This window comes from Buttiauxella massiliensis, assembly GCF_902500225.1.
GTDB classification, from domain to species: domain Bacteria; phylum Pseudomonadota; class Gammaproteobacteria; order Enterobacterales; family Enterobacteriaceae; genus Buttiauxella; species Buttiauxella massiliensis.
In genome coordinates, this window is record NZ_LR722654.1 from 62958 (window position 1) to 89850 (window position 26893).

General features: G+C 52.8%; 34 protein-coding genes and 1 pseudogene. 30 read left to right on the forward strand and 5 right to left on the reverse strand.

Annotated features, from left to right (window positions below; all coding sequences use genetic code 11):
* The 7 genes and pseudogenes from GC128_RS12520 (at nt 1) to GC128_RS12550 (ending at nt 4385) form a co-directional block, all read left to right on the forward strand.
* Entirely contained in the window at nt 1-510 is a 510-nt protein-coding gene (locus GC128_RS12520; RefSeq protein ID WP_151994578.1) for a phage regulatory CII family protein, read from the forward strand.
* Between the two features lie 10 nt (nt 511-520).
* Complete coding sequence (locus GC128_RS12525; protein ID WP_151994579.1) at nt 521-709, forward strand: phage filamentation protein Fil family protein; 189 nt, start codon at nt 521-523, stop codon at nt 707-709.
* Nucleotides 706-1089 (forward strand): hypothetical protein, encoded by a 384-nt coding sequence (locus GC128_RS12530; protein WP_151994580.1) that lies wholly within the window; start codon nt 706-708, stop codon nt 1087-1089. Before GC128_RS12525 ends, GC128_RS12530 begins: the two co-directional genes overlap by 4 nt.
* Before the next feature lie 69 nt (nt 1090-1158).
* Nucleotides 1159-1386, forward strand: coding sequence for a DUF2732 family protein (locus GC128_RS12535; protein WP_151994581.1), 228 nt, complete (start codon nt 1159-1161; stop codon nt 1384-1386).
* Nucleotides 1386-1613, forward strand: a complete 228-nt coding sequence (locus tag GC128_RS12540) for a TraR/DksA family transcriptional regulator (protein ID WP_151994582.1) — start codon at nt 1386-1388, stop codon at nt 1611-1613. Before GC128_RS12535 ends, GC128_RS12540 begins: the two co-directional genes overlap by 1 nt.
* Nucleotides 1610-3827, forward strand: a pseudogene (locus GC128_RS12545) (replication endonuclease). The gene GC128_RS12540 and the pseudogene GC128_RS12545 overlap by 4 nt, the downstream one beginning before the upstream one ends.
* A 117-nt stretch (nt 3828-3944) precedes the next feature.
* Entirely contained in the window at nt 3945-4385 is a 441-nt protein-coding gene (locus GC128_RS12550) for a DinI-like family protein (RefSeq protein ID WP_151994583.1), read from the forward strand.
* 127 nt (nt 4386-4512) lie between these two features.
* Here GC128_RS12550 and GC128_RS12555 read toward each other — a convergent pair whose 3' ends face one another.
* From GC128_RS12555 to GC128_RS12570, 4 genes are all read right to left on the reverse strand, one after another.
* Nucleotides 4513-5175, reverse strand: coding sequence for an HNH endonuclease (locus GC128_RS12555; protein WP_151994584.1), 663 nt, complete (start codon nt 5173-5175; stop codon nt 4513-4515).
* Nucleotides 5168-6463, reverse strand: coding sequence for an AAA family ATPase (locus GC128_RS12560; RefSeq protein ID WP_151994585.1), 1296 nt, complete (start codon nt 6461-6463; stop codon nt 5168-5170). The genes GC128_RS12555 and GC128_RS12560 overlap by 8 nt, the downstream gene beginning before the upstream one ends.
* Nucleotides 6464-6954: 491 nt before the next feature.
* A complete protein-coding gene (locus GC128_RS12565) occupies nt 6955-7989 on the reverse strand; it encodes a phage portal protein (RefSeq protein WP_151994586.1) in 1035 nt (344 codons plus the stop codon).
* Nucleotides 7989-9761 carry a terminase ATPase subunit family protein gene (locus GC128_RS12570; protein WP_151994587.1) on the reverse strand — a complete coding sequence of 591 codons (1773 nt, stop codon included), beginning with the start codon at nt 9759-9761 and terminating at the stop codon, nt 7989-7991. Before GC128_RS12570 ends, GC128_RS12565 begins: the two co-directional genes overlap by 1 nt.
* 165 nt (nt 9762-9926) lie before the next feature.
* Here GC128_RS12570 and GC128_RS12575 point away from each other — a divergent pair, with 165 nt between their 5' ends.
* The 18 genes from GC128_RS12575 to GC128_RS12655 all read left to right on the forward strand — a co-directional run bounded on the left by GC128_RS12575 (nt 9927) and on the right by GC128_RS12655 (nt 21375).
* Entirely contained in the window at nt 9927-10781 is an 855-nt protein-coding gene (locus GC128_RS12575; RefSeq protein ID WP_151994588.1) for a GPO family capsid scaffolding protein, read from the forward strand.
* A 38-nt stretch (nt 10782-10819) separates the two neighbouring features.
* On the forward strand, nt 10820-11905 hold the full coding sequence (locus GC128_RS12580; protein ID WP_151994589.1) for a phage major capsid protein, P2 family: 1086 nt from the start codon (nt 10820-10822) through the stop codon (nt 11903-11905).
* A gap of 3 nt (nt 11906-11908) precedes the next feature.
* Nucleotides 11909-12661 (forward strand): phage terminase small subunit, encoded by a 753-nt coding sequence (locus tag GC128_RS12585; protein WP_151994590.1) that lies wholly within the window; start codon nt 11909-11911, stop codon nt 12659-12661.
* 92 nt (nt 12662-12753) lie between these two features.
* Nucleotides 12754-13251: a head completion/stabilization protein gene (locus GC128_RS12590; protein ID WP_151994732.1), complete on the forward strand. Its 498-nt coding sequence runs from the start codon at nt 12754-12756 to the stop codon at nt 13249-13251.
* The gene (locus GC128_RS12595) at nt 13251-13454 is read left to right on the forward strand and encodes a tail protein X (RefSeq protein ID WP_151994591.1); all 204 of its coding nucleotides are present in this window, start codon (nt 13251-13253) and stop codon (nt 13452-13454) included. The genes GC128_RS12590 and GC128_RS12595 overlap by 1 nt, the downstream gene beginning before the upstream one ends.
* Nucleotides 13445-13666, forward strand: a complete 222-nt coding sequence (locus tag GC128_RS12600; protein ID WP_115628235.1) for a primosomal protein — start codon at nt 13445-13447, stop codon at nt 13664-13666. Before GC128_RS12595 ends, GC128_RS12600 begins: the two co-directional genes overlap by 10 nt.
* On the forward strand, nt 13650-14159 hold the full coding sequence (locus GC128_RS12605; protein ID WP_151994592.1) for a lysozyme: 510 nt from the start codon (nt 13650-13652) through the stop codon (nt 14157-14159). Before GC128_RS12600 ends, GC128_RS12605 begins: the two co-directional genes overlap by 17 nt.
* Nucleotides 14156-14581, forward strand: coding sequence for an Rz-like lysis system protein LysB (lysB, locus tag GC128_RS12610; RefSeq protein WP_151994593.1), 426 nt, complete (start codon nt 14156-14158; stop codon nt 14579-14581). Before GC128_RS12605 ends, lysB begins: the two co-directional genes overlap by 4 nt.
* On the forward strand, nt 14469-14714 hold the full coding sequence (gene lysC / locus GC128_RS23115; RefSeq protein ID WP_233782218.1) for an Rz1-like lysis system protein LysC: 246 nt from the start codon (nt 14469-14471) through the stop codon (nt 14712-14714). The genes lysB and lysC overlap by 113 nt, the downstream gene beginning before the upstream one ends.
* On the forward strand, nt 14677-15144 hold the full coding sequence (locus tag GC128_RS12615) for a phage tail protein (RefSeq protein WP_151994594.1): 468 nt from the start codon (nt 14677-14679) through the stop codon (nt 15142-15144). The genes lysC and GC128_RS12615 overlap by 38 nt, the downstream gene beginning before the upstream one ends.
* Nucleotides 15137-15595: a phage virion morphogenesis protein gene (locus GC128_RS12620; protein WP_151994595.1), complete on the forward strand. Its 459-nt coding sequence runs from the start codon at nt 15137-15139 to the stop codon at nt 15593-15595. The genes GC128_RS12615 and GC128_RS12620 overlap by 8 nt, the downstream gene beginning before the upstream one ends.
* Nucleotides 15596-15605: 10 nt before the next feature.
* On the forward strand, nt 15606-16322 hold the full coding sequence (locus GC128_RS12625; RefSeq protein ID WP_151994596.1) for a hypothetical protein: 717 nt from the start codon (nt 15606-15608) through the stop codon (nt 16320-16322).
* 74 nt (nt 16323-16396) lie between these two features.
* Nucleotides 16397-17038 carry a phage baseplate assembly protein V gene (locus GC128_RS12630; protein ID WP_151994597.1) on the forward strand — a complete coding sequence of 214 codons (642 nt, stop codon included), beginning with the start codon at nt 16397-16399 and terminating at the stop codon, nt 17036-17038.
* Complete coding sequence (locus tag GC128_RS12635) at nt 17035-17385, forward strand: GPW/gp25 family protein (protein ID WP_151994598.1); 351 nt, start codon at nt 17035-17037, stop codon at nt 17383-17385. The genes GC128_RS12630 and GC128_RS12635 overlap by 4 nt, the downstream gene beginning before the upstream one ends.
* A gap of 4 nt (nt 17386-17389) precedes the next feature.
* Entirely contained in the window at nt 17390-18298 is a 909-nt protein-coding gene (locus GC128_RS12640; protein WP_151994599.1) for a baseplate assembly protein, read from the forward strand.
* Nucleotides 18291-18821: a phage tail protein I gene (locus GC128_RS12645; protein WP_151994600.1), complete on the forward strand. Its 531-nt coding sequence runs from the start codon at nt 18291-18293 to the stop codon at nt 18819-18821. Before GC128_RS12640 ends, GC128_RS12645 begins: the two co-directional genes overlap by 8 nt.
* A gap of 11 nt (nt 18822-18832) precedes the next feature.
* The gene (locus tag GC128_RS12650) at nt 18833-20800 is read left to right on the forward strand and encodes a phage tail protein (RefSeq protein WP_151994601.1); all 1968 of its coding nucleotides are present in this window, start codon (nt 18833-18835) and stop codon (nt 20798-20800) included.
* The gene (locus GC128_RS12655; RefSeq protein WP_151994602.1) at nt 20797-21375 is read left to right on the forward strand and encodes a tail fiber assembly protein; all 579 of its coding nucleotides are present in this window, start codon (nt 20797-20799) and stop codon (nt 21373-21375) included. The genes GC128_RS12650 and GC128_RS12655 overlap by 4 nt, the downstream gene beginning before the upstream one ends.
* Nucleotides 21376-21378: 3 nt before the next feature.
* On the opposite strand, the gene GC128_RS12660 is transcribed toward GC128_RS12655, so the two are convergent.
* A complete protein-coding gene (locus GC128_RS12660) occupies nt 21379-21939 on the reverse strand; it encodes a serine acetyltransferase (RefSeq protein WP_226812096.1) in 561 nt (186 codons plus the stop codon).
* A 273-nt stretch (nt 21940-22212) separates the two neighbouring features.
* Between GC128_RS12660 and GC128_RS12665 the strand changes: the two genes are divergently transcribed.
* The 5 genes from GC128_RS12665 to GC128_RS12685 all read left to right on the forward strand — a co-directional run bounded on the left by GC128_RS12665 (nt 22213) and on the right by GC128_RS12685 (nt 26885).
* Nucleotides 22213-23394: a phage tail sheath protein gene (locus GC128_RS12665; RefSeq protein ID WP_151994603.1), complete on the forward strand. Its 1182-nt coding sequence runs from the start codon at nt 22213-22215 to the stop codon at nt 23392-23394.
* Between the two features lie 12 nt (nt 23395-23406).
* Entirely contained in the window at nt 23407-23928 is a 522-nt protein-coding gene (locus GC128_RS12670) for a phage major tail tube protein (protein WP_151994604.1), read from the forward strand.
* Between the two features lie 62 nt (nt 23929-23990).
* Nucleotides 23991-24296: a phage tail assembly protein gene (locus GC128_RS12675; protein ID WP_151994605.1), complete on the forward strand. Its 306-nt coding sequence runs from the start codon at nt 23991-23993 to the stop codon at nt 24294-24296.
* A gap of 32 nt (nt 24297-24328) precedes the next feature.
* On the forward strand, nt 24329-24451 hold the full coding sequence (locus GC128_RS12680; RefSeq protein ID WP_115628221.1) for a GpE family phage tail protein: 123 nt from the start codon (nt 24329-24331) through the stop codon (nt 24449-24451).
* Nucleotides 24441-26885, forward strand: coding sequence for a phage tail tape measure protein (locus GC128_RS12685; protein ID WP_151994606.1), 2445 nt, complete (start codon nt 24441-24443; stop codon nt 26883-26885). The genes GC128_RS12680 and GC128_RS12685 overlap by 11 nt, the downstream gene beginning before the upstream one ends.
* Nucleotides 26886-26893 lie beyond the last annotated feature (8 nt).

Genomic DNA, 26893 nt, shown 5'->3' on the forward strand with positions numbered 1-26893 from the left:
ATGTTTGATTATCAAGTTTCTAAACAGCCCCACTATGAAGATGCCTGTCGCAATTTCGCTACAAAACACAACCTGGCTGAACTGGCGGAAAAACTCGGTATACGCCCTCAAGTACTGCGCAACAAACTCAATCCAGAGCAGCCGCATCAGTTGAATATTCCTGAGCTGATGGCTCTCACTGACGTAACTGAAGATCCATCGTTAGTTGATGGGTTTCTGGCGCAATTGCATTGCCTGCCATGCGTTCCGGTTAACGAATTAGCCGATGACAAACTCCAGTTATACGCACTTAAAGCAACTGCCGAAGTAGGCCTGATTGCAGCGGGTGCAGTATCTGATGAAAAGCTTACAGCGTGCCGCAAGCATTCGATGGTTGAGAGTGTCAATTCGGGTATTCGCTATTTGTCTCTTGCTGCAATGACGATGCACGCACGCTTACAGACCAACCCTGCCATGAATAGCGTGGTTGATACGGTTAGTGGTTTAAGCGCTTCATTCGGTCTGATTTGAGGTGATGTATATGGAACCGTCATTCGCTTCATTACTGAAACGCCAAAGCCCGTCCATGAGTTATGGACACGGCTGGATCATGGGTGATAACAACCATCGCAGGCACCCGAGCCGCGACCAGTCTGCATTGTTAAATGAGCTGCGTACTCGCAAGCCTTCACTCGTTACCAGGCTGATTAAGCGCTGGAGGACTAAATGAAAAGTGCTGCTCTGGTTGAATCCGTAAAGGCACCACAAACGGCGTTTAACAATGTGTACCTGATACATGCGCGGATTGATACCCCGTCAAAAATGACCGGTGACGAATGTCTCGCGCGTTTCCGTCAGCAATTAAAAGCCACCAATAACACAGCGCTGCGTAATTTTAATAAGCTCGATAACAACTTTAAATTCGTTGTTCTGACACTGGCTAACCGCCAGGAGCCGTCATCATTTAAACCCGATGAAATCGGCAAGCCGTTTGAATATTTCGAACAGGCGCGCCGTTTACTGATTATCCGTTCAATGAATGAAATTACCCGTTGGGGAAGTTTACTCCCGGCAAGATTTTCAAAGCACGACTGCTATTTAGCTGATTAATTAATCCATCCCAAAAATCAGGCGTAAACCCGCCGGGCATTCTTTTGCCCAAAATATGGAAACAGAGATATGCGAAACATCGAAAACCGCAATTTTGAAGCCGAGGACACCGCCCTGGTTTCTTTGCTGAATAAAGCAAAAAACGAAGAACGTAAAGACCGTGCACTGGCTGTCTCATTGCGCCTGGAGGCGCTGGCGGTTCACATCACCCGCGAGGGTATGGACGGGAAAGAAGCCGCCGAGCTGCTGCGCCGCGAAGCACTTCGCTATGAAAATGAATCTCAGGAGCTGCACTAATGGCCGACGCAATGGATTTAGTACAACAGCGCGTGGATGAGGAACTGGCTCGCAATATTAAACAGGCTCGCCCACTGCCTCAGCGTGCTGCCAGCGCTTTCTTTTGCGAAGAATGTGACGCTGCTATTCCCGAAGCACGTCGCGCTGCGGTGCAAGGTGTCACGCACTGCATTACCTGTCAGGAAATCGCCGAGCTGAAAAACCAGCACTACAAGAATGCGATATGAGCCGCATTAACTTTGCCTGGCCGTGGAATGCACCACGACAGGCCATTGCCAGCCCCTATCTGACCTACAAAGAACAGCATCGCCGTGATCGAGAGATTGCGGCGTTGCTGCGTGCGCGTGATGCACTGGCAAAGCAGCCAGAATGTGTGCGTTACGATATTAATCGTCGGGTCGATTATTTAGAGCGTAATTTCGGTGCTCAACGAGCCAATGCTCACCTCGTGACGTTTGTCAGGCGAGCATTGCCGCGGCTTGAGCTGGTCGCCGGTATTTACCAAATCACTGGCATCGACAGCCATCTTTCACATCAGTTGTTTGGCGGTCGTTTTGATGCGCCGGACATCCGTTTTCTTGCCTCAAAACTGGTGAACCTGACCGCCCGATATAACCGCCTGCAGGATATGTCCAAAGCCGACATTGAGCTGCTGGCCGCTGATATTGCCAATTACATCAATGGCGAGATCGGGACGATTGAGGGGGATGTAGGCAGGTTAAAAGTGCTGCATGAGATTTATATGCGTGCGGCACAGGTTGCCCGTCATTTCAGATGCCAGCCCCCCTTTATGGGAGCGCGTCACCACTAAATTAGTTTCCCTTGATGATATTGGCCCTGCCGTACTGCGCATGGTCAATGAAAAATGGTGGCGTGGGCGTTTACGCCGTGTCGCTTCTGAATGGCGTGAACACCTTCAAATTGCCCTGGGCAATGTCAGTAAAAAACACACTCCCTACGCCAGCAAATCATGTGTTGCTGAATGGCGTGAGCAAAGACGCCGTACCCGTGAGTTTCTCAAAGGAATGGATCTCGAGGACGAGGAAGGAAACCGCATCAGCCTGATTGATAAATACGATGGCAGCGTAGCAAATCCGGCCATCCGTCGCGGTGAATTAATGACGCGTATCAGTGGGTTTGAAAAGATTTCAAACGAGCTGGGTTATGTGGGTGAGTTTTATACCCTGACCGCACCGTCGAAATACCATGCCACAACCAAAGCAGGCTACCGCAACAGTAAGTGGAACGGTGCCAGCCCCTCAGATACGCAAAGCTATTTAACCTCCGTCTGGTCGCGTATTCGCGCCAAACTGCACCGTGCTGAATTACGTATTTTTGGCATTCGGGTTGCAGAGCCTCATCACGATGGCACACCACACTGGCACATGCTGATATTCATGCGACCCGAGGATGTTTCTCGCGTGCGCGCCGTGATGCTGAAATATGCGCATCAGGAAGATGCCGCAGAGCTGGTGAGTGATAAAGCCCGTAAGGCTCGCTTTCATGCCGAAGCTATCGACCCCGAAAAAGGCAGTGCTACTGGCTACGTGGCGAAATACATCAGTAAAAATATTGATGGTTTTGCACTGGATGGTGAACGCGATGACGAAAGCGGTGAACTGTTAAAAGAAACGGCTCCGGCTGTCGCTGCCTGGGCGGCTCGCTGGCGTATTCGTCAGTTTCAGTTTGTTGGCGGTGCGCCGGTAACGGTTTATCGTGAGCTGCGAAAAATGGCTGACAGTGAAACCGCTCATGCGCTCAGTATTGAGTTTGCCGCCGTACATGATGATGCTGATGCTGGTCAATGGGCTGATTACGTCAACGCGCAGGGTGGCCCATTTGTGCGCCGTGATGAGTTACAGGTGCGCACATGGTATGAACCAGCCGAGACCCTCAATGAATACGGTGAGGAATGCACGCGTATAAAAGGTGTGTTTGATACCACCGTTGGCAGCGACACGCCGATTTTAACCCGCCTCATACAGTGGAAGATTGTCCCGAAACTTGCCCTTGATTTGGACATTGACCTTCAGGGCGATCCTTCGCCCTCTCGGAGTTCTGTCAATAACTGTACGGGAAGCGAAAGCGACCCATCGGAGTGGGATTTATCAAAGCCCCTTAGTCGGCGCGAAAAACGAGAGTTGACGAACCGAATAAGGAAGCCTAAACCCGCCACAAGGCAGAAATTTATCCACGGAACGGATGAGCAAAGCGGAGTAATTGAGAAAACGGTCAGCGAGATACATTTGACCACTTGCGTTACCATTAGCCGGGGCGAAGCGTTGCATCTGATGGCCGGTGGTCGAAGTAGCTTTGATGGTAAATGGCTACGCGGAACGTCTAAAGGAGAGATTTTTTCTGCAGCGCCATCCCATCAGGCTAAAGCTAGGAAGATCCTCAATCGTGTTGCAGCTTTAGCAGAAATGGCAACGAAAGAGTAAGCGGCAATGTTCATCCATATCATGCACATACAGTGTGTTTCTTTGCGATTTTTTCTTCACACCATTTGTCGATATGTGATACTGTATGTTTATACAGTATCTCGTTATGGAGGTTGTGTGGATAGAGAGTTGAGAGAGTACGTCATGATTGAGCGTGTCGAAATGATTGCGCGTCTGACGACTGAGGGTACTTGTCAGGAGCGAGATCGAGAAATTGCCTTAAATTTGATTGCGGAAATAGCAAAAGGCAACCTAATGAAAAATAATAATTTTTCCGTTGTTTTTTCCGCTCCGCCTGTCGATGAGACTTTTGCAATGGAGAGCAAGGTGAAGCTAAATATCACCTTAGATAAAGACCAAAAAATAGGGCAGCCGATAATTGATGCTTTTCAATGCGAATTGACTAGGCGAGTACAGTCTGTTTTTCCGTCAACGTGCGTTACTGTTAAAAAGGGATCCATGACCGGTGTCGAGTTAATGGGGGTTGATAAAGATTCAGACCGCGAAGCGCTGGATAGCATCCTTCAGGAAGTGTGGGAAGATGAGAGCTGGCGTTAGGAAATAAAGGATAATGTTGATGTTAACATGATTTTTTATTAAAGCATGTCGAGATTTTAGTTTAAATATTGAGTTTTTTAATTGATTTTAAAAGCACTTCATTGTTCAAATGAAGTGCTTTTTTTCTTTAAAATACTTCTTGTGGAATATTTTTTTTGAACTCTTCAAAAATTGTTTTTATCATCGAGGAATATTCACCATTTGATGATGTTTCATTTTTGACGAAATCTTTATAAATTAATTTCCTTACAGCTAAAGGTTTTGTTGTGTCTACCACATTCCTAAGGATATTCCAAGCTCCGCATAATTTTTCCCTTCTTCTTTCAAGTAATGCAGCCCTGTTCAAATCGAGGAGTAGTTCAGTGTTTTGGCCTTTTTGAGTAAAGGTTAAAACAACTGGTCCTGAAAAAAGCATGTGTGCTTCAGGGGAGTCGATGTAAGGATTGATTATAGATTTAAGATTGGGGTCATTATCTGATTTATTTTGATTGCAGATCTCACATGCTAGCGTTAAATTAGTCCACTCAAATGTTTTATTATTATATATTGCCTTTGGGTAAATATGCTCAACATCTCCATGGTGTATATGTAAAAGCTTGCTTTCGCAATAGACACATTTCCCATGTGTTTCTGCAATAAGGGCTTCTTTAATTTTTTTATGCCTATACTTTGTGGCTACGGATGGCTTGGGTTTAGTATTTGTGCCAACATGTTTTAAAAGCAGGCTTGTCCATTTTTTAGAGTTATCGTACAGAATTTTTGGTTCTGCACCTTTTGACATTTTAATCATGGAGTTTCCCCAGTAAAGAATTTAATGCTGCTGGGAAGTGTTCTTCTAAGCCTGAATTTTTTAGCTCCTCTCTAAGGTTTTCTAAGGTTTGATCATTGAAGCTAGTAGGTTGTATTTTTTTTATGATTGAATCAATTTCGTCTTCTGCCCATTGAGGTAGAGTTACAGGAACACCTAATACTTCTCGAAGAGTTTCACTAGCAGTTGCTGACTTATTCGTATCGCCAAGAAGATAAGAATGTACTCTTTTGGAGTTATCGTCGTTGTTAATGAGTTCATGTCGTAATACATATATAGACGATTCTTTAACTGACGTAACAACAAACGGACTGTGTGTTGCGACTATAAATTGAACATTTGGAAATGCATCGAGTAGGGAACTCATTACAGTGCGTTGCATTGAAGGGTGGAGGTGGTTTTCTGGTTCATCCAGCAAAACGGTAAATGTTTTATTATCTATTGAATATAAAAAAATTTGCCATGCAAGATCAATGAGTGACATTAAGCCTCCGGATGAGGCATCAATTATAAATTCACCACTATCTGTTATGAGTACAACGTCTGGGATACGAATGCTTATATCTCTGAAGCCAATTTCTTGGGGTAATATTTTTTGCAGCATCCTTTTGAAATTACTATATATGTTATCTATTTCTTTATTACCTTGCACATTTGAGTTGCCAGGTCCAAATGTAGCCATTGAGATAATTGCTTCTTTAATTCTATATGTTGTTGAGAATGGAGAGTAATTGTTTGCCATTACTTGTTGAAGTGTTTCTAAGTAAGATGAGTAGGCATTTTGAGCGGTAATGATGTTAGTCGGAATATTACTAACCTGTTGATAGGTCGGTATTGGTCTGTGAGACCTGATATAAAGACCTTTAAAGTTTGCTACTTGATATTCAGCGTGTTGATGTAAGTCCTCATTTGGTTCTTTAAATAGTAGAGTGTTGTATGAAACGCCAGTATCCTTAGGTACTCTTATTGAGTAGTCTTGATCATCAAATGTTATGGTTCCAATACGGCTAGTGGTATTAATATTAGGGTTTTTACTCAAGGATAATTTTGGTTTCAAAACTCCGCTGCTATAAACGAATCTGTTATCGCTTGAGAGTAAAGGGGTTGCAATTAGGGTTTCGCTCTGACCTAAAGTATTCGAAATTATTTTTAATAGAGTGCTTTTACCGGCGCCATTGCTTCCTGTGAGAACAGTTAATCTCGAGTGGAATTTTATGTCAACCTTTCCAAATTGCCGCCAGCCATCAATACTTAAATGTTTTACCAACATACTACCTCCTTGCTTATGTTAATTTTACTTAATGTTAACTCTTGCCATGTAAGATTTCTACTGCCTAGATTAGTAAAAATCATGTAGATCACATCTAAATATTCGAGTCAGTAACTTCGATTTTATTATCGTCTACGAGCGGCATTAATTTCCGCAGCGAGTATTTTAAGAATGCTCGCAACGTGCATTTTATTGCATCAAATTGCATGCAAATTCTACTAAATGTTATGAGGATTACCATCAACAGCGGTCGCGCTTTGGTAGATAAAACTCTTGCATCAAAAGCATCTGGTTAAGCGGGCAGGCGTGGCGGGGATAGCATTGCGCGCTGGCGTGGTATTTATTTAATTTGCGTCTGTGCGCCTCGTGATGGCGTTTTGTGGATGCCGTTTCGCTTGGGTGTGGTTATCGGTGTTCGCACTGTGTGGCACGTCTGAGGGCGTGAGGCGAGGGCGTAAAAAAGCCGCTACATGAGCGGCTGAAATCAGGGTTTATTCTGCGGATGTCAGCTCGTACGCTTTAAATCGAATCACCTCGGCACCAACCCACTCATTCACCTCCTTGATCCGTTCCTGTAACGGTGTCAGCTCGTTGCGTACAAACACCTGTGCCGCCTTCACCACATCACCAAACCCGCCGGTATTGTTGGGAATGACGCCCATCATCTGCGGCGGCACGCGGTGCGCACTCATTAAATCCTCGGCACTGGCTTTCTTGATGTTAAAGAAATCATCTTTGGTCGCCACTTCACTGAGCGGCACAATTTTAATACCGTCGGGTTTGCCGTTCGGCGCGTAGAAAAACAGGTTCTTAAAATTCCCTAATCCCTTCGAGCTGCGCATTGCCTCGCGCAGCGCTTCCACGTCTGTGCTGCTCTGGGCGGCGTCCGTCACATACATGATGTAACCGGCGTGCGCGCCGTTCTGGTAATACTTGCGGCGGAACAGGGTTGCCGATTCATTCAGCCAGGCTGAGTTAAGTGCGCTGAGATATTCCGGCAGTCCGTAAAGCTCCTGATTAATATCCGGCTCCAGCAGATGGAAGACTGAACCTGGCGCGAACTCATGCGGGGTGACAAACGACTGCACAAACCAGTACGCATCCTCGCCGGTGCCTTTGCGCGTGTATTTGGCCGGTGAGGTTTCCAGCCTTAACAACTTGCCGGTGATGCTCAGGCGCTTTTCTAAAAACGCATTGCCGAACACCAGGAAATCCAGCGCAAAGCGGCTGAAATCCTGCTGCGAAAGTAACGGGTGCGGGATAAAGGTCGAGGCAAGAATATTGCGCTTTACGTAAATCGGCGAGCTGTGGTGAACGGCGGCGCGCAGTGTTTTTGCCAGGCCGGTAAAACTCACCGGCGGCTCAAACCATTTGCCGTTACCGACACACTCGGTGTAATCGAGAATGTCACGGCGGTCGAGCACTGGCGAAGGCTCACCAAAGGTGAAGGCTTCCATTTTTTGCGGTGCCGCAGCCGTTGCCGTGAGTGTGTTTTGTGCTGCGTGATGTTTGCGTTTCTTCGCCATCAGTTGAACTCCAGAATTGAGGTTGATGCGTTGCCGCTACCGGCGGTTAATGGCTCATTTAACAACGCGTGCATAGTCGCCCACGCCACATCGGCGTGGCTGGCTTCTTCACTGCGGCTGGCTTCATAGGTGGCACTGCGACCGCTGCCGGTCATGGTTTTGCGGATAGCCATAAACGAGGCGGTGATGTCGGTGTAACTCACGTCATATTCCAGGCACCCACGGACAATGGTGTCTTTCGCTTTCAGCACCATCGCGGTTTTCACCTCCGGGCTGTAGCGGATTTCACGCGCTGCGGGATAGAACGCGCGCACGAGCTGGTAAACACCCTGGCCGATGCCGGTGGCATCGATACCGATGTACTCAACGTGGTATTTTTCGGTGAGTTTTTTGATGGATTCGGCCTGTGTCGCAAAGTCCATCCCCTTCCACTGGTGGCGCTCCAGAATGCGGAACTTGCCACCGGCCACCACCGGCGGGGCCAGCACCACGCAACCGGCACTGTCGCCGGTGTGTGACGGGTCGTAGCCAATCCACACCGGGCGATAACCAAACGGGCGCGTGGCGAACGGCTGCCAGTCATCCGCCCAGGCTTCCATGCTGTCGACCATGCAGCGTTGCAGCTCCTCAAACGGAAATACCGAAGCCTTGTCATCGACAAATTCGCACATGAATAAATTGCGGAAATCATCGGCGCTGTTTTCACGCTTTAAGGTGTCCAGATTAAACAGGTCACAGCCCCCGGCGAGTGCGTCCTCAATGTTCACAATCTGCCGCCACTGACCATCGGCGCAGGCCACGCCGTTTTTTAACGCCGCATGGCTGATATCCAGATCCACACACTCGCTTTTATCCGACCGACCTTTGTTAAACAGTTCCCCTGACCAGAACGGGTAAGCGCCATGCGCCAGCGTCGACGGGGTGGAAAAATAGGTCGAGCGCAGGTGCTGCTGTGACGCCATGCCCGATGCCACTTTGCGCAGCTTCTGAAAGTTGGGTATCCAGAAAATCTCATCGACCAGCAGGTCGCCGTTGTGGCTCTGCGCGGTGTTGGAATTGGTGCCGAGAAAAATCAGCTTTGCCCCGTTGTTGCCGATGACAATCGGGTCACCGGTCAGGTCAACATCGACCAGGCGTGCAAACTGGATGATGTACTCGCGGAACACATACGCCTGCGTTTTACTGGCCGAGAGGAAAATCTGGTTATGGCCGGTTTTAAGCGCCCGTAACAGTGACTCGCGCGAGAAATAAAACGTTGCCCCAATCTGCCGTGATTTGAGGATATTGCGGATACGGTGTTGCAGTCCTGCCTGGTGCCAGCCGAGCTGATATTCGAAGGATTCAGCAAAGAAAATCTCCTCCAGTTTCCCGATAGCCTCATCGCTGAAATAGTTCTTTTTCGGCTTCTTGCGTTCACCCTTATTGCGGTTAGCGACGTTGGGATTTAAATCCGCTTCACTGCCGGTCTGATTGTAACGGTTGACCCGTGCCAGGCGCTCAATCTGTCGGCCTAACAGGTCAATTTCCTTGAAGTCGCCGCCGTCTTTTTTCGTCTTGGTGATGAGCTGAATTAATCGCGCTTCGAGGCTGTTTTCCACGCGGGTAATGGGAGCGATTTGGTCCCAGCCGTCGCGCTGTTTCCAGCTCTGCACCGTCGGGCGTTTCTGGCCGAGCATTTCAGCAATCTGCGGCACGGAAAATCCCTGCCAGTAAAGCAGTGACGCCTGTCGACGTGGGTCAAGAGTCAGGGATGTGTCTGTGGTGATGGTCATGATTGCCTCGCATTATTCGATAGAGGCAAGGCTACTGAAGCGAGGATAGATGCGCGCTAAGGTGCTGTTGTGTCAGGGGTAAGCCATCCGGGATGAATGGCAGGCCGGGTGCGGAGTCAGGAAACTAAGCCTGACCCAATCACCCCACACTCAGGACTCCTGACCATGGCAAAAAAAGTTTCTAAATGGTTCCGCATCGGCGTCGAAGGTGACACCTGCGACGGTCGTGTCATCAGCGGCACCGATATTCAGGAAATGGCCGACTCATTCGACCCGCGTGTTTATGGCGCCCGCATCAATCTCGAACACATTACCAGTGTGTTACCCGATAGCCCGTTCTGCCGTTACGGCGATGTCACCGAGCTGAAAGCCGAAACCATTGATGATGATTCTGCGCTGAACGGCAAGCTGGCGCTGTTCGCCCGCATCACCCCGCTGGCGAATCTGGTGGAAATGGTCGGTAAAGGCCAGAAGGTCTACACCTCCATGGAAATTCGCCCGAATTTCTCCAACACCGGCAAGTGCTATCTGATTGGCCTGGCTGTCACCGACGACCCGGCAAGCCTCGGCACCGAATATCTGGAATTCTGTTCCCGCGCGAAAACCAATCCGCTCTCTGGCCGCAAAGAGCGCCCGGAAGATTTGTTCTCTGTCGCTACCCTCGCCGAGCTGGAATTTGAAGACCAGCCCGACACCCTGCTGAACAAACTGACCGACACCGTGAAAGGTATTTTCAGCCGCAAACAGGCCGATGATGACGCGCGTTTTAACGACGTGCATGAGGCGGTGACCGTCGTCACCGAGCAGGTGCAGGCCAACCACGAAAGCACCGAGCAGCGCATCTCCGCGATGGAATTATCCCTCAAAACCATTAAAGACGACCTCACCGGTCAGCTTGAGGACAGTCAGCAGAAACTCACCGCGCTGGAAAACTCACTCGATAAAACCGAGAGCTTTGCGCAGCGCCGCCGTGAACCGTCGAGCGGCGGTAATGGCGACTCAATGCTGACCAACTGCTAATCCCGGAACGAACCCGAAGACTTAACTCAGGAATCATTATGAAGCCACAGACCCGCTTTAAATTTAATGCCTATCTCACCCAGGTGGCGAAACTCAACAACGTCGACGCCGGTGACATGACCAAGAAATTCAGCGTCGACCCGTCCGTCACCCAGACCCTGATGAACACCATGCAGGAGTCATCCGACTTTCTGACCCGCATCAACATGGTGCCGGTGGCGGAAATGAAGGGTGAAAAAATCGGTGTCGGTGTCTCTGGCTCGATTGCCAGCACCGCTGATACCGCCAGCGGTGACGAACGCAAAACCGAAGATTTCACCGCGCTGGAGTCCAACAAATACGAATGTGATCAGATTAACTTCGACTTCCATATCCGTTTCCGCACCCTGGATTTATGGGCGCGTTTCCAGGACTTCCAGCTCCGTATTCGCAACGCCATTATCAAACGTCAGTCGCTCGATTTAATGATGGCCGGTTTCAACGGTATCAAACGTGCGGCAACCTCTGACCGCAGCAAAAATCCGCTGTTGCAGGACGTGGCGGTCGGCTGGTTGCAGAAGTACCGCAACGAAGCGAAAGCGCGTGTGATGGATAAAGTCACCGCCGACGATGGCAGCGTGATTTCAGCGGTGATCCGTGTGGGCAAAAACGGCGATTACGCCAACCTCGACGCCCTTGTGATGGATGCGACCAACAACATGATTGCGCCGTGGTATCAGGAAGATCCGGATTTAGTCGTCATTTGCGGCCGTCAGTTGCTGGCTGACAAATATTTCCCGATTGTGAACCAGGACCAGGCCAACACCGAAGCGATGGCCGCCGACGTGATTGTCAGCCAGAAACGCATCGGCAACCTGCCTGCGGTGCGCGTGCCGTATTTCCCGGCCAACGGCCTGATGATCACCACGCTGGAAAACCTGTCCATTTACTACATGGATGACAGTCACCGCCGCATCATTGATGAGAACGGCAAGCTCGACCGCATCGAAAACTACGAATCGATGAACATTGATTACGTGATTGAAGACTACGCCGCCGGTTGCCTGGTGGAAAACATCAAACTCGGTGAGTTTGCTGCACCGCCGGAAGAAGTGAAAGCCGACGCACCGGCGCAGGAGGCGTAAGCCATGACGAGTCCCGCCGCACGTCACATGATGCGGGTCTCGGCCATTGTGACCGCGCAGCGGGACGATCACCCGCTGCGTCATGCAAGTGCTTACGAGCAGATGCTGGTCAAACTGGCTGCTGACCAACGCACACTAAAAACCATTCATTCCATCGAGCGCAAGGCGGACAAAAAGCGTGCGCTGTTGCCGTCCTATGCGCCATGGGTGACCGGGGTGCTGAGTGAGGGCAAAGGCGCGCAGGATGACATCGTGATGACCGTCATGCTGTGGAAGCTCGATGCCGGTGACATTGCCGGTGCACTGGAGATTGCCCGCTATGCCATGCAGTACGGCCTCACCATGCCTGCGCTACACAAACGCACCACGCCGTATGTGCTGGCCGAAGATGTGGCGCTGGCGGCCATGCGTGCCCACGCCGCCGGTGAACCGGTGGATATCGGTCTGCTGCTGGCAACCCAGACGCTGACCAGCGCCGCCGATATGCCCGACAAAGTGCGTGGACGCCTGCACAAAATCACCGGCCTGGTACTGCGTGACGCTGGAGCGCTGGCGAATGCGCTGGAGCACCTTAAGCGTGCGATGCAGCTCGATGCACAGGCGGGTGTGAAAAAGGACATGGAGCGCCTCGAAAGCGCGCTGAAACCCAAACCCGCGCCGGTTAAAAAGCCAAAGACAAAACCGCGATTGCGTAAACCTGCGACCACACCAGGCAAACGCGGTCGCCCCCGCAAAGTGGATAAAACCACCGGTTAAGAATGCGCCCCGCGCCGGACGGCACGCCGGTTGAGACGGAATTTATTCCTCATCGATACCGGCGTCCACCGTCCACCTATTTTGAGGTTGTCATGACGACAGTGATTATCAGCAAGCCCGACGTTTCGCCGGGTGTGGTTATTCCCCCGCCGCCGGTGCGCGAGCCGGTTATCAGCAACACCTTCTTTTTCCCGGCAGTCGACCCGGTGCGTGTCCGTGAGCTGATGCGCCTTGAGCACACCGTCACGCCGGAGCGGTTGCGCGTGGCGATTAAAGACGGCATCGCCGAGACCAACGCCGAGTTATTTGAGTACCGCAGCGCGCAGATGGCCCTCGGTTTTGAGTGCCTGGCCGATGTACCTGCCGAAATACTCGACGGCGAAAGCGTGCGCTGTTTTTACTACCTGCGCGCTGTGGTGGCGATGACCACCGCAACCCTTTACGAGCGTTATCGCGGCGTGGATGCGAGCGCCAAAGGCGACAAAAAAGCCGACGACGTGGAAACCACCATTGATGAGCTGTGGCGCGATATGCGCTGGGCGGTGTCCCGGTTGCAGGGGAAATCACGCTGCATCATCGGGCAAATCTGATGAGGGTGATTGCCCTCCAGGGCGACACGCTGGATGCACTGTGTGCGCGCCATTACGGGCGCACCGGAGGTGTGGTCGAGGCGGTGCTGCTGGCAAATCCCGGTCTCGCCGAACTGGGCGAGGAAATGCCCCACGGCACCGCCGTTGAGCTGCCGGATATCGATTCTTCCCCTGTTGCGGAGACGCTGAACTTATGGGACTGACAATGGAAAAAATCACGACGTTTGTCACCTACTGGCTGTCGGTGGCGCTGGCGTATTTCGGGACGCAGACGCCGGAAAAAATGGCGCTGTATGTCGGCGGAGGCTGTGCGATTTTCACCGCGCTGGTGAATTTCTGGTATCGCCGACAGACCTTCCGCTATCTGCGCGCAATGGGGCTGGATGAGGGGGTGATCCGTGGCATCAATCGTTAAACGTTGCAGCGTGGCCGTGGTGCTGGCACTCGCCGTCCTGGTGCCGGATTTCAGGATGCTGAAAACCTCACCCGACGGGCTGGCACTGATTGCTGACCTTGAAGGGTGCCGCCTCAAACCGTACCAGTGCAGCGCCGGAGTCTGGACATCGGGCATCGGCCATACCGCCGGTGTCACGCCGAAAGGCGATATTACCGAACGCCAGGCCGCGCAGAATCTGGTCAGCGACGTGCTCAATGTGGAGCGCCGCCTTGCGGTCTGCGTGCCGGTTGATATGCCGCAACCGGTGTATGACGCAGTGGTGAGTTTTGCGTTTAACGTCGGCACCGGTGCGGCCTGTCGCTCGACGATGGTGAGCTACATCAAGCGTCATCAGTGGTGGCAGGTCTGCGACCAGTTGCCGCGCTGGGTGTACGTCAACGGCGAGAAAAATACCGGACTGGAAAACCGCCGCGCACGTGAGCGCGCTTACTGTCTCAGGGGGGCGCAATGAAAACGCTGATTATTTTACTGGTGCTGACCTTCGCCGGTCTGGTGTGGATGAAGCGTGAAAACAGCACGCTCACCCGCTCGTTTGAAAAAGCTAACCGTGTCGCCGGTGAGCAGAAAACCCAGATATCCATGCTGCGTAATCAGCTCGATGTTGCCGCCGGACTCCGGCAGCGCAACGAGCAGGCACAGGTCAATTTGCGCAATAAACTCGCTACCGCAAACACACTGGCGGCGAACCGTGGCAACACCGTGACGAGGTTACTCAATGAAAATAAAGCGCTGCGTGAGTGGTATGAGTCTGATTTGCCTGATGACATTATCCGGCTGCACACCCGCCCCGCCTTCACCACCACCGCCGATTATTTACAGTGGCTGTCCGAAAGTGGCGCTGTGCCAGATACCGGCAAGCCGCCCGCGCACTAACGGTGATTTAAGCGCAGACATTCGCCAGCTTGAGGCGGCACTGGTCAGCTGTGCCGCTCAGACTGAAACCATCAGACACTGCCAGGACGAACTCGATGCTCAAGCCCGCCAGTTTACGCAAAGCCCTCTGTGACGCAGCGCCGGTGCTGCGCAATAACCCGGATATGCTGCGCATTTTTATCGACAGCGGGAAAATTGCCGCCACGCTGGCGACCTCGCTGTCGTTTGAAAATCAGTACACGCTGAATGTCGTAGTCACGGATTATCACGGCGACCTCGATTACCTTATCGTGCCGGTCAATGCCTGGCTGCGGGAGAACCAGCCCGACATCATGACTACCGATGAAGGGAAGAAAAGAGGCTTCACCTATATCGCCGATATTAACGACGACGAAAGTGTCGACGTGAGTATCAGCCTGATGCTAACTGAGCGCACACTGGTCAGGCAGGAAGGCGAAGCCCTGCACGTGAAGCATGTCCCAGAGCCGCCATTACCGGTGAATGTCACCCGCCCGATGGAGCTTTATGCACATGGCGAGCTGGTGAGTCAGTGGCATGAATGAGTTCAGACCCTTTGAGGACAAACTCGCCGGGCTGATTGCCAGCCTGTCACCAGTTGCACGCCGCAGGATGACGGCTGAGATTGCGAAGCAGCTCAGAGCCTCGCAGCAGCAACGTATTAGGAGGCAACAGGCACCGGACGGCACGCCGTATGCCGCCCGTAAACGTCAGCAGGTGAAAGGCAAAAAAGGTCGGGTAAAACGGGAGATGTTCACGAAGCTGCGCACCAACCGGTATATGAAGGCTAAGGGTACAAATGAGGCCGCGTTGGTGGAGTTTACCGGGCGGGTGCAACGGATTGCGCGGGTGCATCAGGAGGGGTTAAAGGATAAGCCAGGGCGTAATCAAAAAGAGGTGGTATATTCTCCCAGGGTATTGTTAGGTATTAGCAGAGATGATGAATATCTAATGACGAAACTAATAGTTGAGGCATTCGCTAGAAGGATTGATTAAGAGGGGTCGTATGCTGGAAAATCTTAGGGATGATGTTATAGAAAGCAGCCTGTTTTTGAAGGCGAAGAAAATGCTGCGTTGGCTTAGGCCATTTTCATTTGTGAATGTTATTTTTTATATTTTTTGCCTTTTCAGTTTCATTTTTTTCGTGTTCTTTTTGGTGCGCCTTCTTATTAGTTCCGAGAGTGATCATTATGTCAGCTTTGTGGCTCTTCTGGCAGCTGTAGCAACACTGACCACGTTGATATATAACTTGAGAAGGCACATGTCAGAAGATTATTTCAAAGATGCCAAAGAATATTTGAAACGTGCTTATGAAGTCCTTGAACCTAAAAAAGATGACGCAGCGCCTGATGATAGGGAATTGTGGTTAGATGCTGCGAGATTGCTCAAAACAGCTGACCGGTTAGGTCACAAAATACTTATGGATTCCCATAAAGAATCCTATAGTGAGGAAAGGGAATTTTGGAAATCGAAATTCAGGGGCATTATTAAAGATTTTGGGGTTCATTATTATTGTGATGGGATTGATAAATTTAATTCATCACCGAGAAACAACAAGCCAATTTCTGAGCCTTCTATTTATGTAATCCATAAATTTATTTCTGGTGGCGATGATAATAATGCTCCATTACTAGAAGAAAGTTTTTCTGATAAAGAAATTACGAGTCTCAATAAAAAATTCCCAAACTTGGCTTATCTACTAACTGAGTCACGAAAAAAATAAATTTAACGTTGTGCAGTTCCTGAAATAACACTACTACATTGCCGCTCGAGCCTACGGGCGGCATCCTTTCTTTCATGAAAACACTTTCATCACTCAATGATCTCGCGCGCCTTCTGCGCAACATTATCCGCACAGGCATCGTGATCGACGTCGACACCGTGCAGGCGTTGTGCCGCATTGAAACTGGCGGTATCACAACCGACTGGCTGCACTGGCTGACTCCCCGCGCCGGTCGTTCGCGCACATGGTGGGCACCGTCTGTCGGCGAGCAGGTATTAGTGCTGGCTATTGGCGGCGAGCTGGACACCGCTTTCATTTTGCCTGGTATCTATTCCGATGACCACCCCGCACCGTCAGCCTCTGCCGATGCGTTGCACATTTCTTTCCCTGATGGTGCCGTGATGGAGTACGAACCGGAAACCGGCGCACTGACCGTGTCGGGGATTAAAACCGCCTCGGTGACGGCGTACGAATCTGTGGTCGTCACGGTGCCCGTTGTGACCGTCAAAGCCAGCCAGAAAATCACCCTTGATACGCCGGAAGTGGTCTGCACAAACAAGCTGACCGCCGGCACGCTGGAGGTGAAGCAAGGCGGCAAGATGAGTGGCAACATCGAGCACAGCGGCGGCACATTCAAATCCAATGGCGTGCAGGTCGATGACCATAAGCACGGTGGTGTTGAGCGTGGTGGAAGTCAGACGGAGGGAACGCAATGACGGTGCGTTATCTCGGCATGAACCGTGCCACCGGTCTGAGTGTGTCCGATTCCGCACATATCAGTCAGAGCGTGCGCGACATTCTGATCACCCCCATTGGCTCACGTGTCATGCGCCGTGATTACGGCTCGCTGCTGTCTGCATTGATTGACCAGCCTGATAACCCGGCGCTGCGCCTGCAAATTATGTCCGCCTGCTATATGGCAATCCTCAAATGGGAGCCACGTATCCGGCTGACGGCCATCACCTTTGAAAGCACCACCGCAGGCACGTTATTTGTCGACATCACCGGCGTGCGTACCGGCACCGGTGGCGCGTCATTTTCCTTAACCATTCCCCTGAGCTGAGATTATGGCAACCATTGACCTGAGCCAGTTACCCGCCCCGGATGTGGTCGAGGTGCTGGACTATGAAACCCTGCTCGTCGAGCGCAAAGCGACACTGATTTCCCTCTATCCCGAAGATGAGCAGGAAGCGGTCGCGCGAACGTTGTCGCTTGAGTCTGAGCCCATCGTCAAACTGCTGGAAGAAAACGCGTATCGTGAGCTGATTTTGCGCCAGCGAATTAACGAGTCGGCACTGGCCGTGATGCTGGCCCATGCCAGGAAGAATGACCTCGATGTGCTCGGCGCAAACAATAACGTCACACGCCTGGTGATTACGCCTGCCGATGACACCGCTATCCCGCCGGTGCTGGCCGTCATGGAATCCGACAGTGATTTCCGTCTGCGGATTCAGCAGTCATTTGAAGGACTCAGTGTCGCGGGGCCGGTCGGTGCGTATCAGTTCCATGGTCGCAGCGCCGACGGGCGTGTCGCGGATGTGTCGGTTATCAGTCCGTCACCGGCCTGCGTCACCATTTCGGTGTTGTCGCGTGAGGGCAACGGCACCGCCAGCGCTGAGCTGGTGAATATCGTCAGCCTTGCCCTCAATGATGAGAACGTGCGCCCGGTGGCTGACCGGGTGACGGTGCAGTCAGCGGTCATTGTCGACTATGAAATCGACGCCACGCTTTATCTTTATCCCGGCCCGGAAATGGAGCCGGTCAGGCAGGCAGCCGAAGCGAAACTCAAGGCTTACATCAGCGCGCAGCACCGCCTCGGGCGGGATATTCGCAAGTCTGCCATTTATGCCGCGCTGCATGTTGAAGGTGTGCAACGTGTTGAGCTGGCTAAACCATTGGCCGACATCGTGCTCGATGACACCCAGGCTTCTTACTGCGCGGATTACACCATCGTGATTGGAGGTGCTGATGAATAACGTCCGGCTGCTGCCGGTGGGCTCATCGCCGCTTGAGCTGGCGGCGGCAAAAGCCTGTGCGGAACTGACGCGCGTCCCGGTGCCACTTCGCCAGCTCTGGAGCCCGCAGCAATGCCCGTTAAGTTTGCTGCCGTATCTGGCGTGGGCGTTTTCGGTCGACCGCTGGGATGAGAACTGGACGGAAGAAGCCAAACGCAACGTTATTCAGACCGCCAAATACATCCACAAACACAAAGGCACTATCGGGGCCATCCGGCGCGTGGTGGAGCCGCTCGGCTACCTGATTAACGTGACCGAATGGTGGCAGACCAATGATGCACCCGGCACTTTCCGTCTGGATATCGGCGTCCTGGAAAGCGGTATCACCGAGGAAATGTACTACGAAATGGAGCGACTCATCGCCGATGCAAAAGCGGCGAGTCGTCACCTGATTGGCCTGAATATTATCCAGGATATTCCCGGTTATCTGTACACCGGCGGCGTCAGCTATGACGGCGACATTCTTACTGTTTACCCCGGCTAAAAGAGGCAGGCATGACCGTTAAATATAAAACACTCATTACCACCGCCGGGGCGGCAAAGTTTGCCGCTGCGACCGCAGGCGGGACAAAAATCACCATCACGCAAATGGCCGTCGGTGACGGCGGTGGCACGCTGCCGGTGCCTGATGTCGCCCAGACGAAACTCATCCGTGAAAAGTGGCGCGCGGCACTGAATAAAATCAGTGTGGATGCGAAAAAGAAAAATTACGTCATTGCCGAGCTGGTTATTCCCCCGGAGGTGGGCGGATTCTGGCTGCGTGAAATGGGGCTTTATGACGCTGACGGCACCCTGGTTGCGGTGGCGAATATGGCGGAGAGCTACAAGCCGGAACTGGCCGAGGGCTCAGGGCGCGCGCAGACGCTGCGCATGGTGATTATCGTCAGTGCGGTGGAGTCAGTCGACCTGGTTATCGACACCACGATGGTGATGGCGACCCAGGACTATGTCGACGACAAAATCGCCGAACACGAACAGTCCCGCAGGCACCCTGATGCCTCACTCACGACCAAAGGGTTTACCCAGCTCAGCAGTGCCACCGACAGCGCCAGTGAGGTGCTGGCGGCAACACCGAAAGCGGTCAAAGCGGCTTACGACCTGGCTAACGGCAAATACACCGCACTGGACGCGACCACCGCGCGCAAAGGTCTCGTCCAGCTCAGCAGTGCCACCGACAGCACCAGTGAGGTACTGGCGGCGACACCGAAAGCGGTGAAAGCGGCTTATGACCTGGCTAACGGCAAATACAGCGCGCAGGATGCGACCACCGTGCGCAAAGGCCTCGTCCAGCTCAGCAGTGCCACCGACAGCACCAGTGAGGTACTGGCGGCGACACCCAAAGCGGTCAAGACGGCTTTTGACCTGGCTAACGGCAAATACAGTGCACAGGATGCATCGACCGCGCGCAAAGGGATTGTCCAGCTCAGCAGTGCCACTGACAGCACCAGTGAGGTACTGGCCGCGACACCCAAAGCGGTCAAGGCGGCGAATGACAATGCCAGTGGTCGTGTACCGTCAACCCGAAAAATCAATGGTCGCGCGCTCAGTGCCAATGTGAATGTGACGTCACAGGATATTTTTAACGGGCAGGCCATCGGACTCGTCACGGAAGATTTAGACACGCTGAAACTGCCCGGGATTTATTATCAGCCCGCGAATGTGAATGCCACAGTGGCGAGACATTACCCGGAAAATAATGCCGGTACGCTGCTCATTTATAAAAATGCGGGTGTGACTCAGGTTTACCGGATTTATAACAGCAGCCGGAGTTATAGCCGTTCACAGTATTCGACCGGTGGATGGACACCGTGGACGCCGGACGATGTTGTCCCTGTCGGCTCGCCGGTTGCGTGGCCGTCTGACACTGCCCCGGCAGGTTATGCCCTGATGGTCGGGCAGACTTTCGATAAAGCGGCTTACCCCTTGCTGGCACAGGCTTATCCCTCGGGTGTCATTCCCGATATGCGGGGGTGGATTATCAAAGGCAAACCCGTTTCCGGGCGCGGCGTGCTTTCTCCGGAGCAGGACGGGATCAAGTCGCACAACCACGGTGCCAGCGCATCAGGTACTGACCTCGGCACGAAAACGACCAGTGCGTTTGATTACGGCACCAAAACCGCCAGCACCTTTGATTACGGCACGAAAACCACCTCGAATACCGGTGCGCACACCCATAACGTGCCGGTCTGGGTGAACGGTGGTGGGGGTAACGGGCGCTATGTCGACCGCAACGAATACAACAATAATGGTCAGGCTAACCTTAACGGCCCGCCGACCAACAGCACCGGTGCGCATGCGCATACCGTGGGTATCGGTGCGCATAACCACACGGTGGCGATTGGTGCGCACTCGCATACCGTGGCGCTTGGTGCGCACACGCACACCATTACCGTGAACGCTGCCGGTAATGCGGAAAACACCGTCAAAAACATCGCATTTAACTACATCGTGAGGCTGGCATGAGCAGCAAATTTGCATTAAAGAAAACGGAAAGAACGCTTACCGTATTTAATTATCTGGCAGGTTCCGGTGAATATATTGGCTCGGGTGATGCGTTTATTCCGGCTGGCACAGGTTTACCGGCTTATGCGACACATATCAGCCCACCGGCAACACCGGCGGGAATGGTGGCGCTGTTTATCAATGATGCCTGGCAGACGGTGGTCGATAACCGGGGCAAAACCGCGTGGCATAAAGAGACCGGGCAGCCGCATATCATCAGTGAACCGGGGGAGCTTCACGTGGATCTGACGTTCGAATCACCCCGCAGCGCGTTTGATATCTGGGACGGTACGCAGTGGGTGAAAGACGAGGACGCCGAGCATCAGTCCATTATTGCCCGCAATGAAGAACAGAAAGCCGCCCTGATGAAAGAGGCCAGTGCACAGATTGCCATTCTGGAGGATGCGAAGACGCTGGGAATTGCCACAGAAGATGAACTGAAGCTTTGGACAAGCTGGAAGCTTTATCGGGTGAAGTTAAATCGCATTGCCATGGGCGCTCTGCCGGATACAGAATTACCCACGGCATCTGTTTAGCCGCTAATTATTACCCGGCAAATTGTTTTCAATGATATTAATGCTTTTCTCTGTGTAAACCGTGCAATTATCGGGAATGTCTTTATTGATAAAAGACATGGCACCAATAATGACATTATTGCCAATATTTAAATCAGATCCGATGATGCACGAGTTTGCACCGATATCAACATTGTCACCGAGTCGTATTATCTTCTCGTGCTTCCCATCAAGTTTTGCGCCAATAGTTGTATTTTGTCTGATGAGTAAATTTTCGCCTGCACACACGATGTGAGAAATGGTTATCCCCGGATAGTGCGCTATCCGCAGCCCTTTCCCTATACGTGCACCTAACTGGATTTCCAGACCATAGCGGGACAGCAGACGCCGGTTTATCGACGTGGCGAGCTTAGGGTTTTTCTTTGTTAAATAAAGGTAACTGGCTATACGCCACCAGAAATGAAAACGCCTGTCTGGACATTTAAATGCTTTATGGATCACCTGAAACCATGAAAAAGGTTTGTCACTTTTCATGACTTCATGACGAAGACATTCTTTTAAATGCTGAGAATGTATTTGATTCAAAACAGTCCCCTTGCTGCGAGGATAAGCCTGACAGCCAGATAAAATAATTATGCGATGTGATTTATTTATTCGGCCCCGGACGAGGCTGCAATGGCCCGTATTGTATGAGTGTTATTACATAATACAAATGTATTATTTAACTTAATTACATTTGTATAGTGAATGGTTATAAAAATGTAATGTTGTATAAGACACCCCACATCGATGAAATATAGCCCTGAACGCTAACAGCCTGGAAAATATCACTACCCCTTAACACCCGGAGTTAAAAGGATGAGTGACTATCACCACGGCGTGCAGGTTGTTGAAATCAACGACGGCACGCGTGTTATTTCCACGGTCTCGACGGCGGTCATCGGCATGGTGTGTACCGCCAGCGATGCTGACGCAAAGACCTTTCCCCTAAATGAACCGGTATTAATCACCAATGTGCAGGCCGCGATTGCTAAAGCCGGAACCCTGGGCACGCTGGCGGCCTCCCTCCAGGCGATTGCTGACCAGTGCAAGCCGGTCACGATTGTGGTGCGTGTTGAAGAAGGCAGCGGCGATGATGAGGCCCATGCGCAGACGATTTCCAACATCATCGGCGGCACCGATGAGCACGGCAAATACACCGGCATTAAAGCGCTGCTGACAGCCGAAGCGGTGACCGGTGTCCGTCCGCGCATCCTCGGCGTGCCGGGGCTGGACTCGCAGGAAGTGGCGGTTGCGCTGGCCTCGGTGTGTGTCAGTCTGCGCGCTTTTGGCTATGTCAGTGCGTGGAACTGCAAAACGATTTCTGATGCCATCAAGTACCGCGACAATTTCAGCCAGCGTGAGCTGATGGTTATCTGGCCGGACTTTATCGCCTGGGATACGGTGAAGAATGCCAGTGCTCCGGCTTATGCGACCGCGCGCGCACTCGGTCTGCGTGCTTTTATCGACCAGACGGTCGGCTGGCATAAAACCCTGTCTAACGTCGGCGTGCAGGGTGTCACCGGCATCAGTGCCTCGGTGTTCTGGGATTTACAGGCACCCGGCACCGATGCTGACCTGCTCAATGAGGCGGGTGTCACGACACTTATCCGCAAAGATGGTTTCCGCTTCTGGGGTAACCGCACCTGCTCAGACGACCCGCTATTCCTGTTTGAAAACTACAGCCGTACCGCGCAGGTGATTGCCGACACCATGGCCGAGGGGCATATGTGGGCGGTGGATAAACCGATCACCCCGGTGCTCATCCGCGACATTGTTGATGGCATCAAGGCCAAATTCCGCGAGCTGAAAAGCGGCGGTTATATCGTGGATGCGGATTGCTGGTTTGACGAAACCGCCAACGATAAGGAATCGCTAAAAGCCGGGAAACTCTATCTCGATTACGACTACACGCCGGTGCCGCCACTGGAAAACCTCACCCTGCGTCAGCGCATCACCGATAAATACCTGGTGAACCTGATTGCCTCGGTTAACGGATAAGGAGCCAGAAACATGGCAATGCCCCGCAAGCTTAAATCGCTGAATCTGTTTAATGACGGCCTCAGTTACATGGGTGTGGCGTCCTCTGTCACGCTGCCCAAACTCACCCGCAAACTGGAAGCCTGGCGCGGTGCCGGGATGAACGGTGCCGCCCATGTCGACTTTGGTCTCGATGATGATGCGCTCACCCTTGAATGGACACTCGGCGGCTTCCCGGACGAAGCACTCTGGGCGCAGTACGCGCTGCCGGGTGCGTCCAGTGTGCCGCTGCGTTTTGCTGGCTCCTACCAGCGCGACGACACCGAAGAAGAAACCGCCGTCGAGGTGGTGGTGCGTGGCCGTCATAAAGAATTTGACGGCGGCGACAGCAAACAGGGTGAGGACACCGAGACCAAAATCACCACCGTCTGCACCTACTACAAGCTGACGATGAACGGCAAAGAGCTGATTGAAATCGACACCATCAACATGATTGAGAAGGTGAACGGCATCGACCGTCTTGAGCAGCGCCGCCGCAATATCGGCCTGTCTTAATGCCCTTGCCGGTCAGATTAGCTGGCCGGTTAACCCTTGTTAAGTCCCCGGAGAAAAACCTTATGAGCAACGCAAAAAATTACAAAAACACCTCTGATAACCCGAACATTGTGACCCTGGTGAAACCGATTAAACGCGGCGACATCGTGATTGAAACCATCACCCTGATTAAGCCGACGGCAGGCACCCTGCGCGGGGTGAGCCTGGCCGATGTCGCCAGCTCGGATGTGAACGCGCTGATTAAAGTGCTGCCGCGCATGACCTATCCGGGCCTGACCGAATCGGATGTGGTTGCCATGGAGCTACCGGACATGATGACGCTGGCCGCGAAGGTGATCGGTTTTTTGGCTCCGGCTTCGGCGGCTTAAGTTTTCCACCGGGTTTATCGGTTGACGACCTGATGGCGGATATCGCGGTGATTTTTCACTGGCCGCCGTCAGAACTCTACGCCCTGAGCCTGAGCGACCTCATCAGCTGGCGCGAGATGGCGCTGAAACGGAGCGGAAATTCTCATGAGCAATAACGTCAGAATCGAAGTGCTGTTAAAAGCCGTTGACCAGGCAACACGCCCGTTTAAACACATTCAGACAGCGAGCAAAACGCTGTCGGGGGATATCCGCAATACCCAGAAAACCCTCAAAGATTTAAACGGCCAGGCATCACGCATTGAGGGTTTTCGTAAAACCAGCGCGCAGCTTGCGGTCACCGGTCAGTCACTGAATAAAGCGAAGAATGATGCCGAAGCGCTGGCGACACAGTTTAAAAACACCGAACGCCCGACCCGCGAGCAGGCAAAAGCCCTGGCAACGGCAAAGGCAGCCGCCGAAGGATTGCAGGCGAAATATAACAGCCTGACTGAATCCGTGAAGCGCCAGCAGCGCGAACTCGGCCAGGCTGGAATTAATACCCGCAATCTCACCCGCGACGAGAAAAGCCTGAAAGGTCGCATCAGTGAAACCACGAACCAACTTAACCGGCAAAAGCTGGCGCTTGAGCAGGTCAGCGCGAAACAGGCAAAACTCAACGCGGTGAAAAACCGCTATCAGGCGGGCAAGGAGCTGGCCGGAACGGCGGGTGCCGTGGGTGCTGCCGGGGTTGGCATGGCAACGGCGGGTGTGGCGGCAGGTGTCGGTATCCTGAAACCCGGCTATGACTTCGCGCAGAAAAACTCCGAGTTGCAGGCCGTGCTCGGGGTGGAAAAAACCTCACCGGAAATGGAAGCCTTACGCAAACAGGCGCGCCAGCTCGGGGACAACACCGCCGCCTCAGCCGATGATGCTGCCGGTGCGCAGATTATTATCGCCAAATCCGGCGGGGACAGTGCGGCCATTCAGGCAGCAACGCCGGTCACCCTAAATATGGCGCTTGCCAACCAGCGCACCATGGAAGAAAACGCCGCGCTGCTGATGGGGATGCGCTCGGCCTTCCAGCTCTCCAACGATAAGGTCGCGCATATTGGCGATGTGCTCTCGACCACGATGAATAAAACCGCCGCCGACTTTAACGGGCTGAGTGACGCGCTCACCTATGTCGCCCCGGTGGCGAAAAATGCCGGTATCAGTATCGAGGAAACCGCCGCGATGGCGGGTGCGCTGCATGACGCGAAAATCACCGGCTCGATGGCTGGCACCGGCAGCCGCGCGGTCATCAGCCGGTTGCAGGCACCGGTCGGTCAGGCGAAAGCCGCGCTCGGCGAGCTGAAAGTCAGGAATGCAGACAGTAAGGGCAATATGCGCCCGCTGTTTACCATTCTGAAAGAAATGCAGAGCAGCTTTGAGAAAAATAAACTCGGTGACACGCAGCGTGCGGAGTACATGAAGGTCATCTTTGGTGAGGAAGCCAGCTCCGCAGCCGCCGTGCTGATGACCGATGCCATGACCGGCAAACTCGATAAGCTCACCGCCACCTTTAAGGCCTCGGACGGCAAAACCGCCGAGCTGGTCAAAGTGATGCAGGACAATCTCGGCGGGGACTTTAAAGAGTTTCAGTCAGCGTATGAGGCGGTCGGCACTGACCTGTTTGACCAGCAGGAATCATCACTCCGCAAACTCACGCAGACCACCACCAAATATGTGCTGAAACTCGACCACTGGATTGTGCAGAACAAAGGGCTGGCTCAGACGCTGCTCAAGGTGGGCGGTGTTGCGCTGGCCGTGATTGGTATGGTCGGCGCAATCGGTCTGGTGGCATGGCCGGTAATTGCGGGCATCAATGGCATTATTGCCGCCGCCGGTTTGCTCTGGACGGCATTTACTGTGGCAGGCAGTGCCATTATCACGGTGCTCGGTGCGCTCACCTGGCCGATTGTGGCCGTCGGGGCGGCGGTTGTCGCTGGTGTGATACTCATCCGCAAATACTGGGAGCCGCTGGGTGCTTTCTTCTCCGGTGTGATGGCAGGACTGACCGCCGCCTTTGCGCCGGTCGGGGAAATGTTCGCCCCGTTCGTGCCGATTTTTGACACTGTGGTGCAGAAACTCCGGGCTGTGTGGCAGTGGTTCACTGAGCTGATTGCGCCGGTCAAAGCCAGCAAGGATACGCTCGATGCATGGAAAGATTCCGGGGTTGCCGTCGGTCAGGCACTGGCCGGGGCGTTTAAACTCGCCCTGGCACCGGTCACTGCGCTGCGAAGCGGCATTGATTACGTGCTGGATAAGCTCGGACTCATCAACCAGGAATCCGGCCAGCTCGATGCAAAAGCCGAAAAGGTGAATGCCTGGGCTAACGGGGGCGGATATTCCCCGACCGGTGGAGTGCTTGCCGGGAGTTTCGGCAGTTACCAGCCGGTCACAGCTGGCGGGGGTAAAACCTACACCGACCAGAGCCGCAACGAGTATCACATTGCCATCGGTGGTGGTGTGCAGAACGGCGGCGAGCTTGACCGCCAGCTCCGTGACAGCCTGGAAAAGTACGAGCGCGAGAAACGGGCGAAACAGCGCGCCAGCATGATGTACGACTAAGGAGGCAC

Bases quoted from the DNA above. Each gene is read 5' to 3' on its own strand.
- GC128_RS12520 (WP_151994578.1), top strand. From the start codon at position 1: ATGTTTGATTATCAAGTTTCTAAACAGCCCCACTATGAAGATGCCTGT.
- GC128_RS12525 (WP_151994579.1), top strand. From the start codon at position 521: ATGGAACCGTCATTCGCTTCATTACTGAAACGCCAAAGCCCGTCCATG.
- GC128_RS12530 (WP_151994580.1), top strand. From the start codon at position 706: ATGAAAAGTGCTGCTCTGGTTGAATCCGTAAAGGCACCACAAACGGCG.
- GC128_RS12535 (WP_151994581.1), top strand. From the start codon at position 1,159: ATGCGAAACATCGAAAACCGCAATTTTGAAGCCGAGGACACCGCCCTG.
- GC128_RS12540 (WP_151994582.1), top strand. From the start codon at position 1,386: ATGGCCGACGCAATGGATTTAGTACAACAGCGCGTGGATGAGGAACTG.
- GC128_RS12555 (WP_151994584.1), bottom strand. From the start codon at position 5,175: ATGATTAAAATGTCAAAAGGTGCAGAACCAAAAATTCTGTACGATAAC.
- GC128_RS12560 (WP_151994585.1), bottom strand. From the start codon at position 6,463: ATGTTGGTAAAACATTTAAGTATTGATGGCTGGCGGCAATTTGGAAAG.
- GC128_RS12565 (WP_151994586.1), bottom strand. From the start codon at position 7,989: ATGGCGAAGAAACGCAAACATCACGCAGCACAAAACACACTCACGGCA.
- GC128_RS12570 (WP_151994587.1), bottom strand. From the start codon at position 9,761: ATGACCATCACCACAGACACATCCCTGACTCTTGACCCACGTCGACAG.
- GC128_RS12575 (WP_151994588.1), top strand. From the start codon at position 9,927: ATGGCAAAAAAAGTTTCTAAATGGTTCCGCATCGGCGTCGAAGGTGAC.
- GC128_RS12580 (WP_151994589.1), top strand. From the start codon at position 10,820: ATGAAGCCACAGACCCGCTTTAAATTTAATGCCTATCTCACCCAGGTG.
- GC128_RS12585 (WP_151994590.1), top strand. From the start codon at position 11,909: ATGACGAGTCCCGCCGCACGTCACATGATGCGGGTCTCGGCCATTGTG.
- GC128_RS12590 (WP_151994732.1), top strand. From the start codon at position 12,754: ATGACGACAGTGATTATCAGCAAGCCCGACGTTTCGCCGGGTGTGGTT.
- GC128_RS12595 (WP_151994591.1), top strand. From the start codon at position 13,251: ATGAGGGTGATTGCCCTCCAGGGCGACACGCTGGATGCACTGTGTGCG.
- GC128_RS12600 (WP_115628235.1), top strand. From the start codon at position 13,445: ATGGGACTGACAATGGAAAAAATCACGACGTTTGTCACCTACTGGCTG.
- lysB (WP_151994593.1), top strand. From the start codon at position 14,156: ATGAAAACGCTGATTATTTTACTGGTGCTGACCTTCGCCGGTCTGGTG.
- lysC (WP_233782218.1), top strand. From the start codon at position 14,469: ATGACATTATCCGGCTGCACACCCGCCCCGCCTTCACCACCACCGCCG.
- GC128_RS12615 (WP_151994594.1), top strand. From the start codon at position 14,677: ATGCTCAAGCCCGCCAGTTTACGCAAAGCCCTCTGTGACGCAGCGCCG.
- GC128_RS12620 (WP_151994595.1), top strand. From the start codon at position 15,137: ATGAATGAGTTCAGACCCTTTGAGGACAAACTCGCCGGGCTGATTGCC.
- GC128_RS12625 (WP_151994596.1), top strand. From the start codon at position 15,606: ATGCTGGAAAATCTTAGGGATGATGTTATAGAAAGCAGCCTGTTTTTG.
- GC128_RS12630 (WP_151994597.1), top strand. From the start codon at position 16,397: ATGAAAACACTTTCATCACTCAATGATCTCGCGCGCCTTCTGCGCAAC.
- GC128_RS12635 (WP_151994598.1), top strand. From the start codon at position 17,035: ATGACGGTGCGTTATCTCGGCATGAACCGTGCCACCGGTCTGAGTGTG.
- GC128_RS12640 (WP_151994599.1), top strand. From the start codon at position 17,390: ATGGCAACCATTGACCTGAGCCAGTTACCCGCCCCGGATGTGGTCGAG.
- GC128_RS12645 (WP_151994600.1), top strand. From the start codon at position 18,291: ATGAATAACGTCCGGCTGCTGCCGGTGGGCTCATCGCCGCTTGAGCTG.
- GC128_RS12650 (WP_151994601.1), top strand. From the start codon at position 18,833: ATGACCGTTAAATATAAAACACTCATTACCACCGCCGGGGCGGCAAAG.
- GC128_RS12655 (WP_151994602.1), top strand. From the start codon at position 20,797: ATGAGCAGCAAATTTGCATTAAAGAAAACGGAAAGAACGCTTACCGTA.
- GC128_RS12665 (WP_151994603.1), top strand. From the start codon at position 22,213: ATGAGTGACTATCACCACGGCGTGCAGGTTGTTGAAATCAACGACGGC.
- GC128_RS12670 (WP_151994604.1), top strand. From the start codon at position 23,407: ATGGCAATGCCCCGCAAGCTTAAATCGCTGAATCTGTTTAATGACGGC.
- GC128_RS12675 (WP_151994605.1), top strand. From the start codon at position 23,991: ATGAGCAACGCAAAAAATTACAAAAACACCTCTGATAACCCGAACATT.
- GC128_RS12680 (WP_115628221.1), top strand. From the start codon at position 24,329: ATGGCGGATATCGCGGTGATTTTTCACTGGCCGCCGTCAGAACTCTAC.
- GC128_RS12685 (WP_151994606.1), top strand. From the start codon at position 24,441: ATGAGCAATAACGTCAGAATCGAAGTGCTGTTAAAAGCCGTTGACCAG.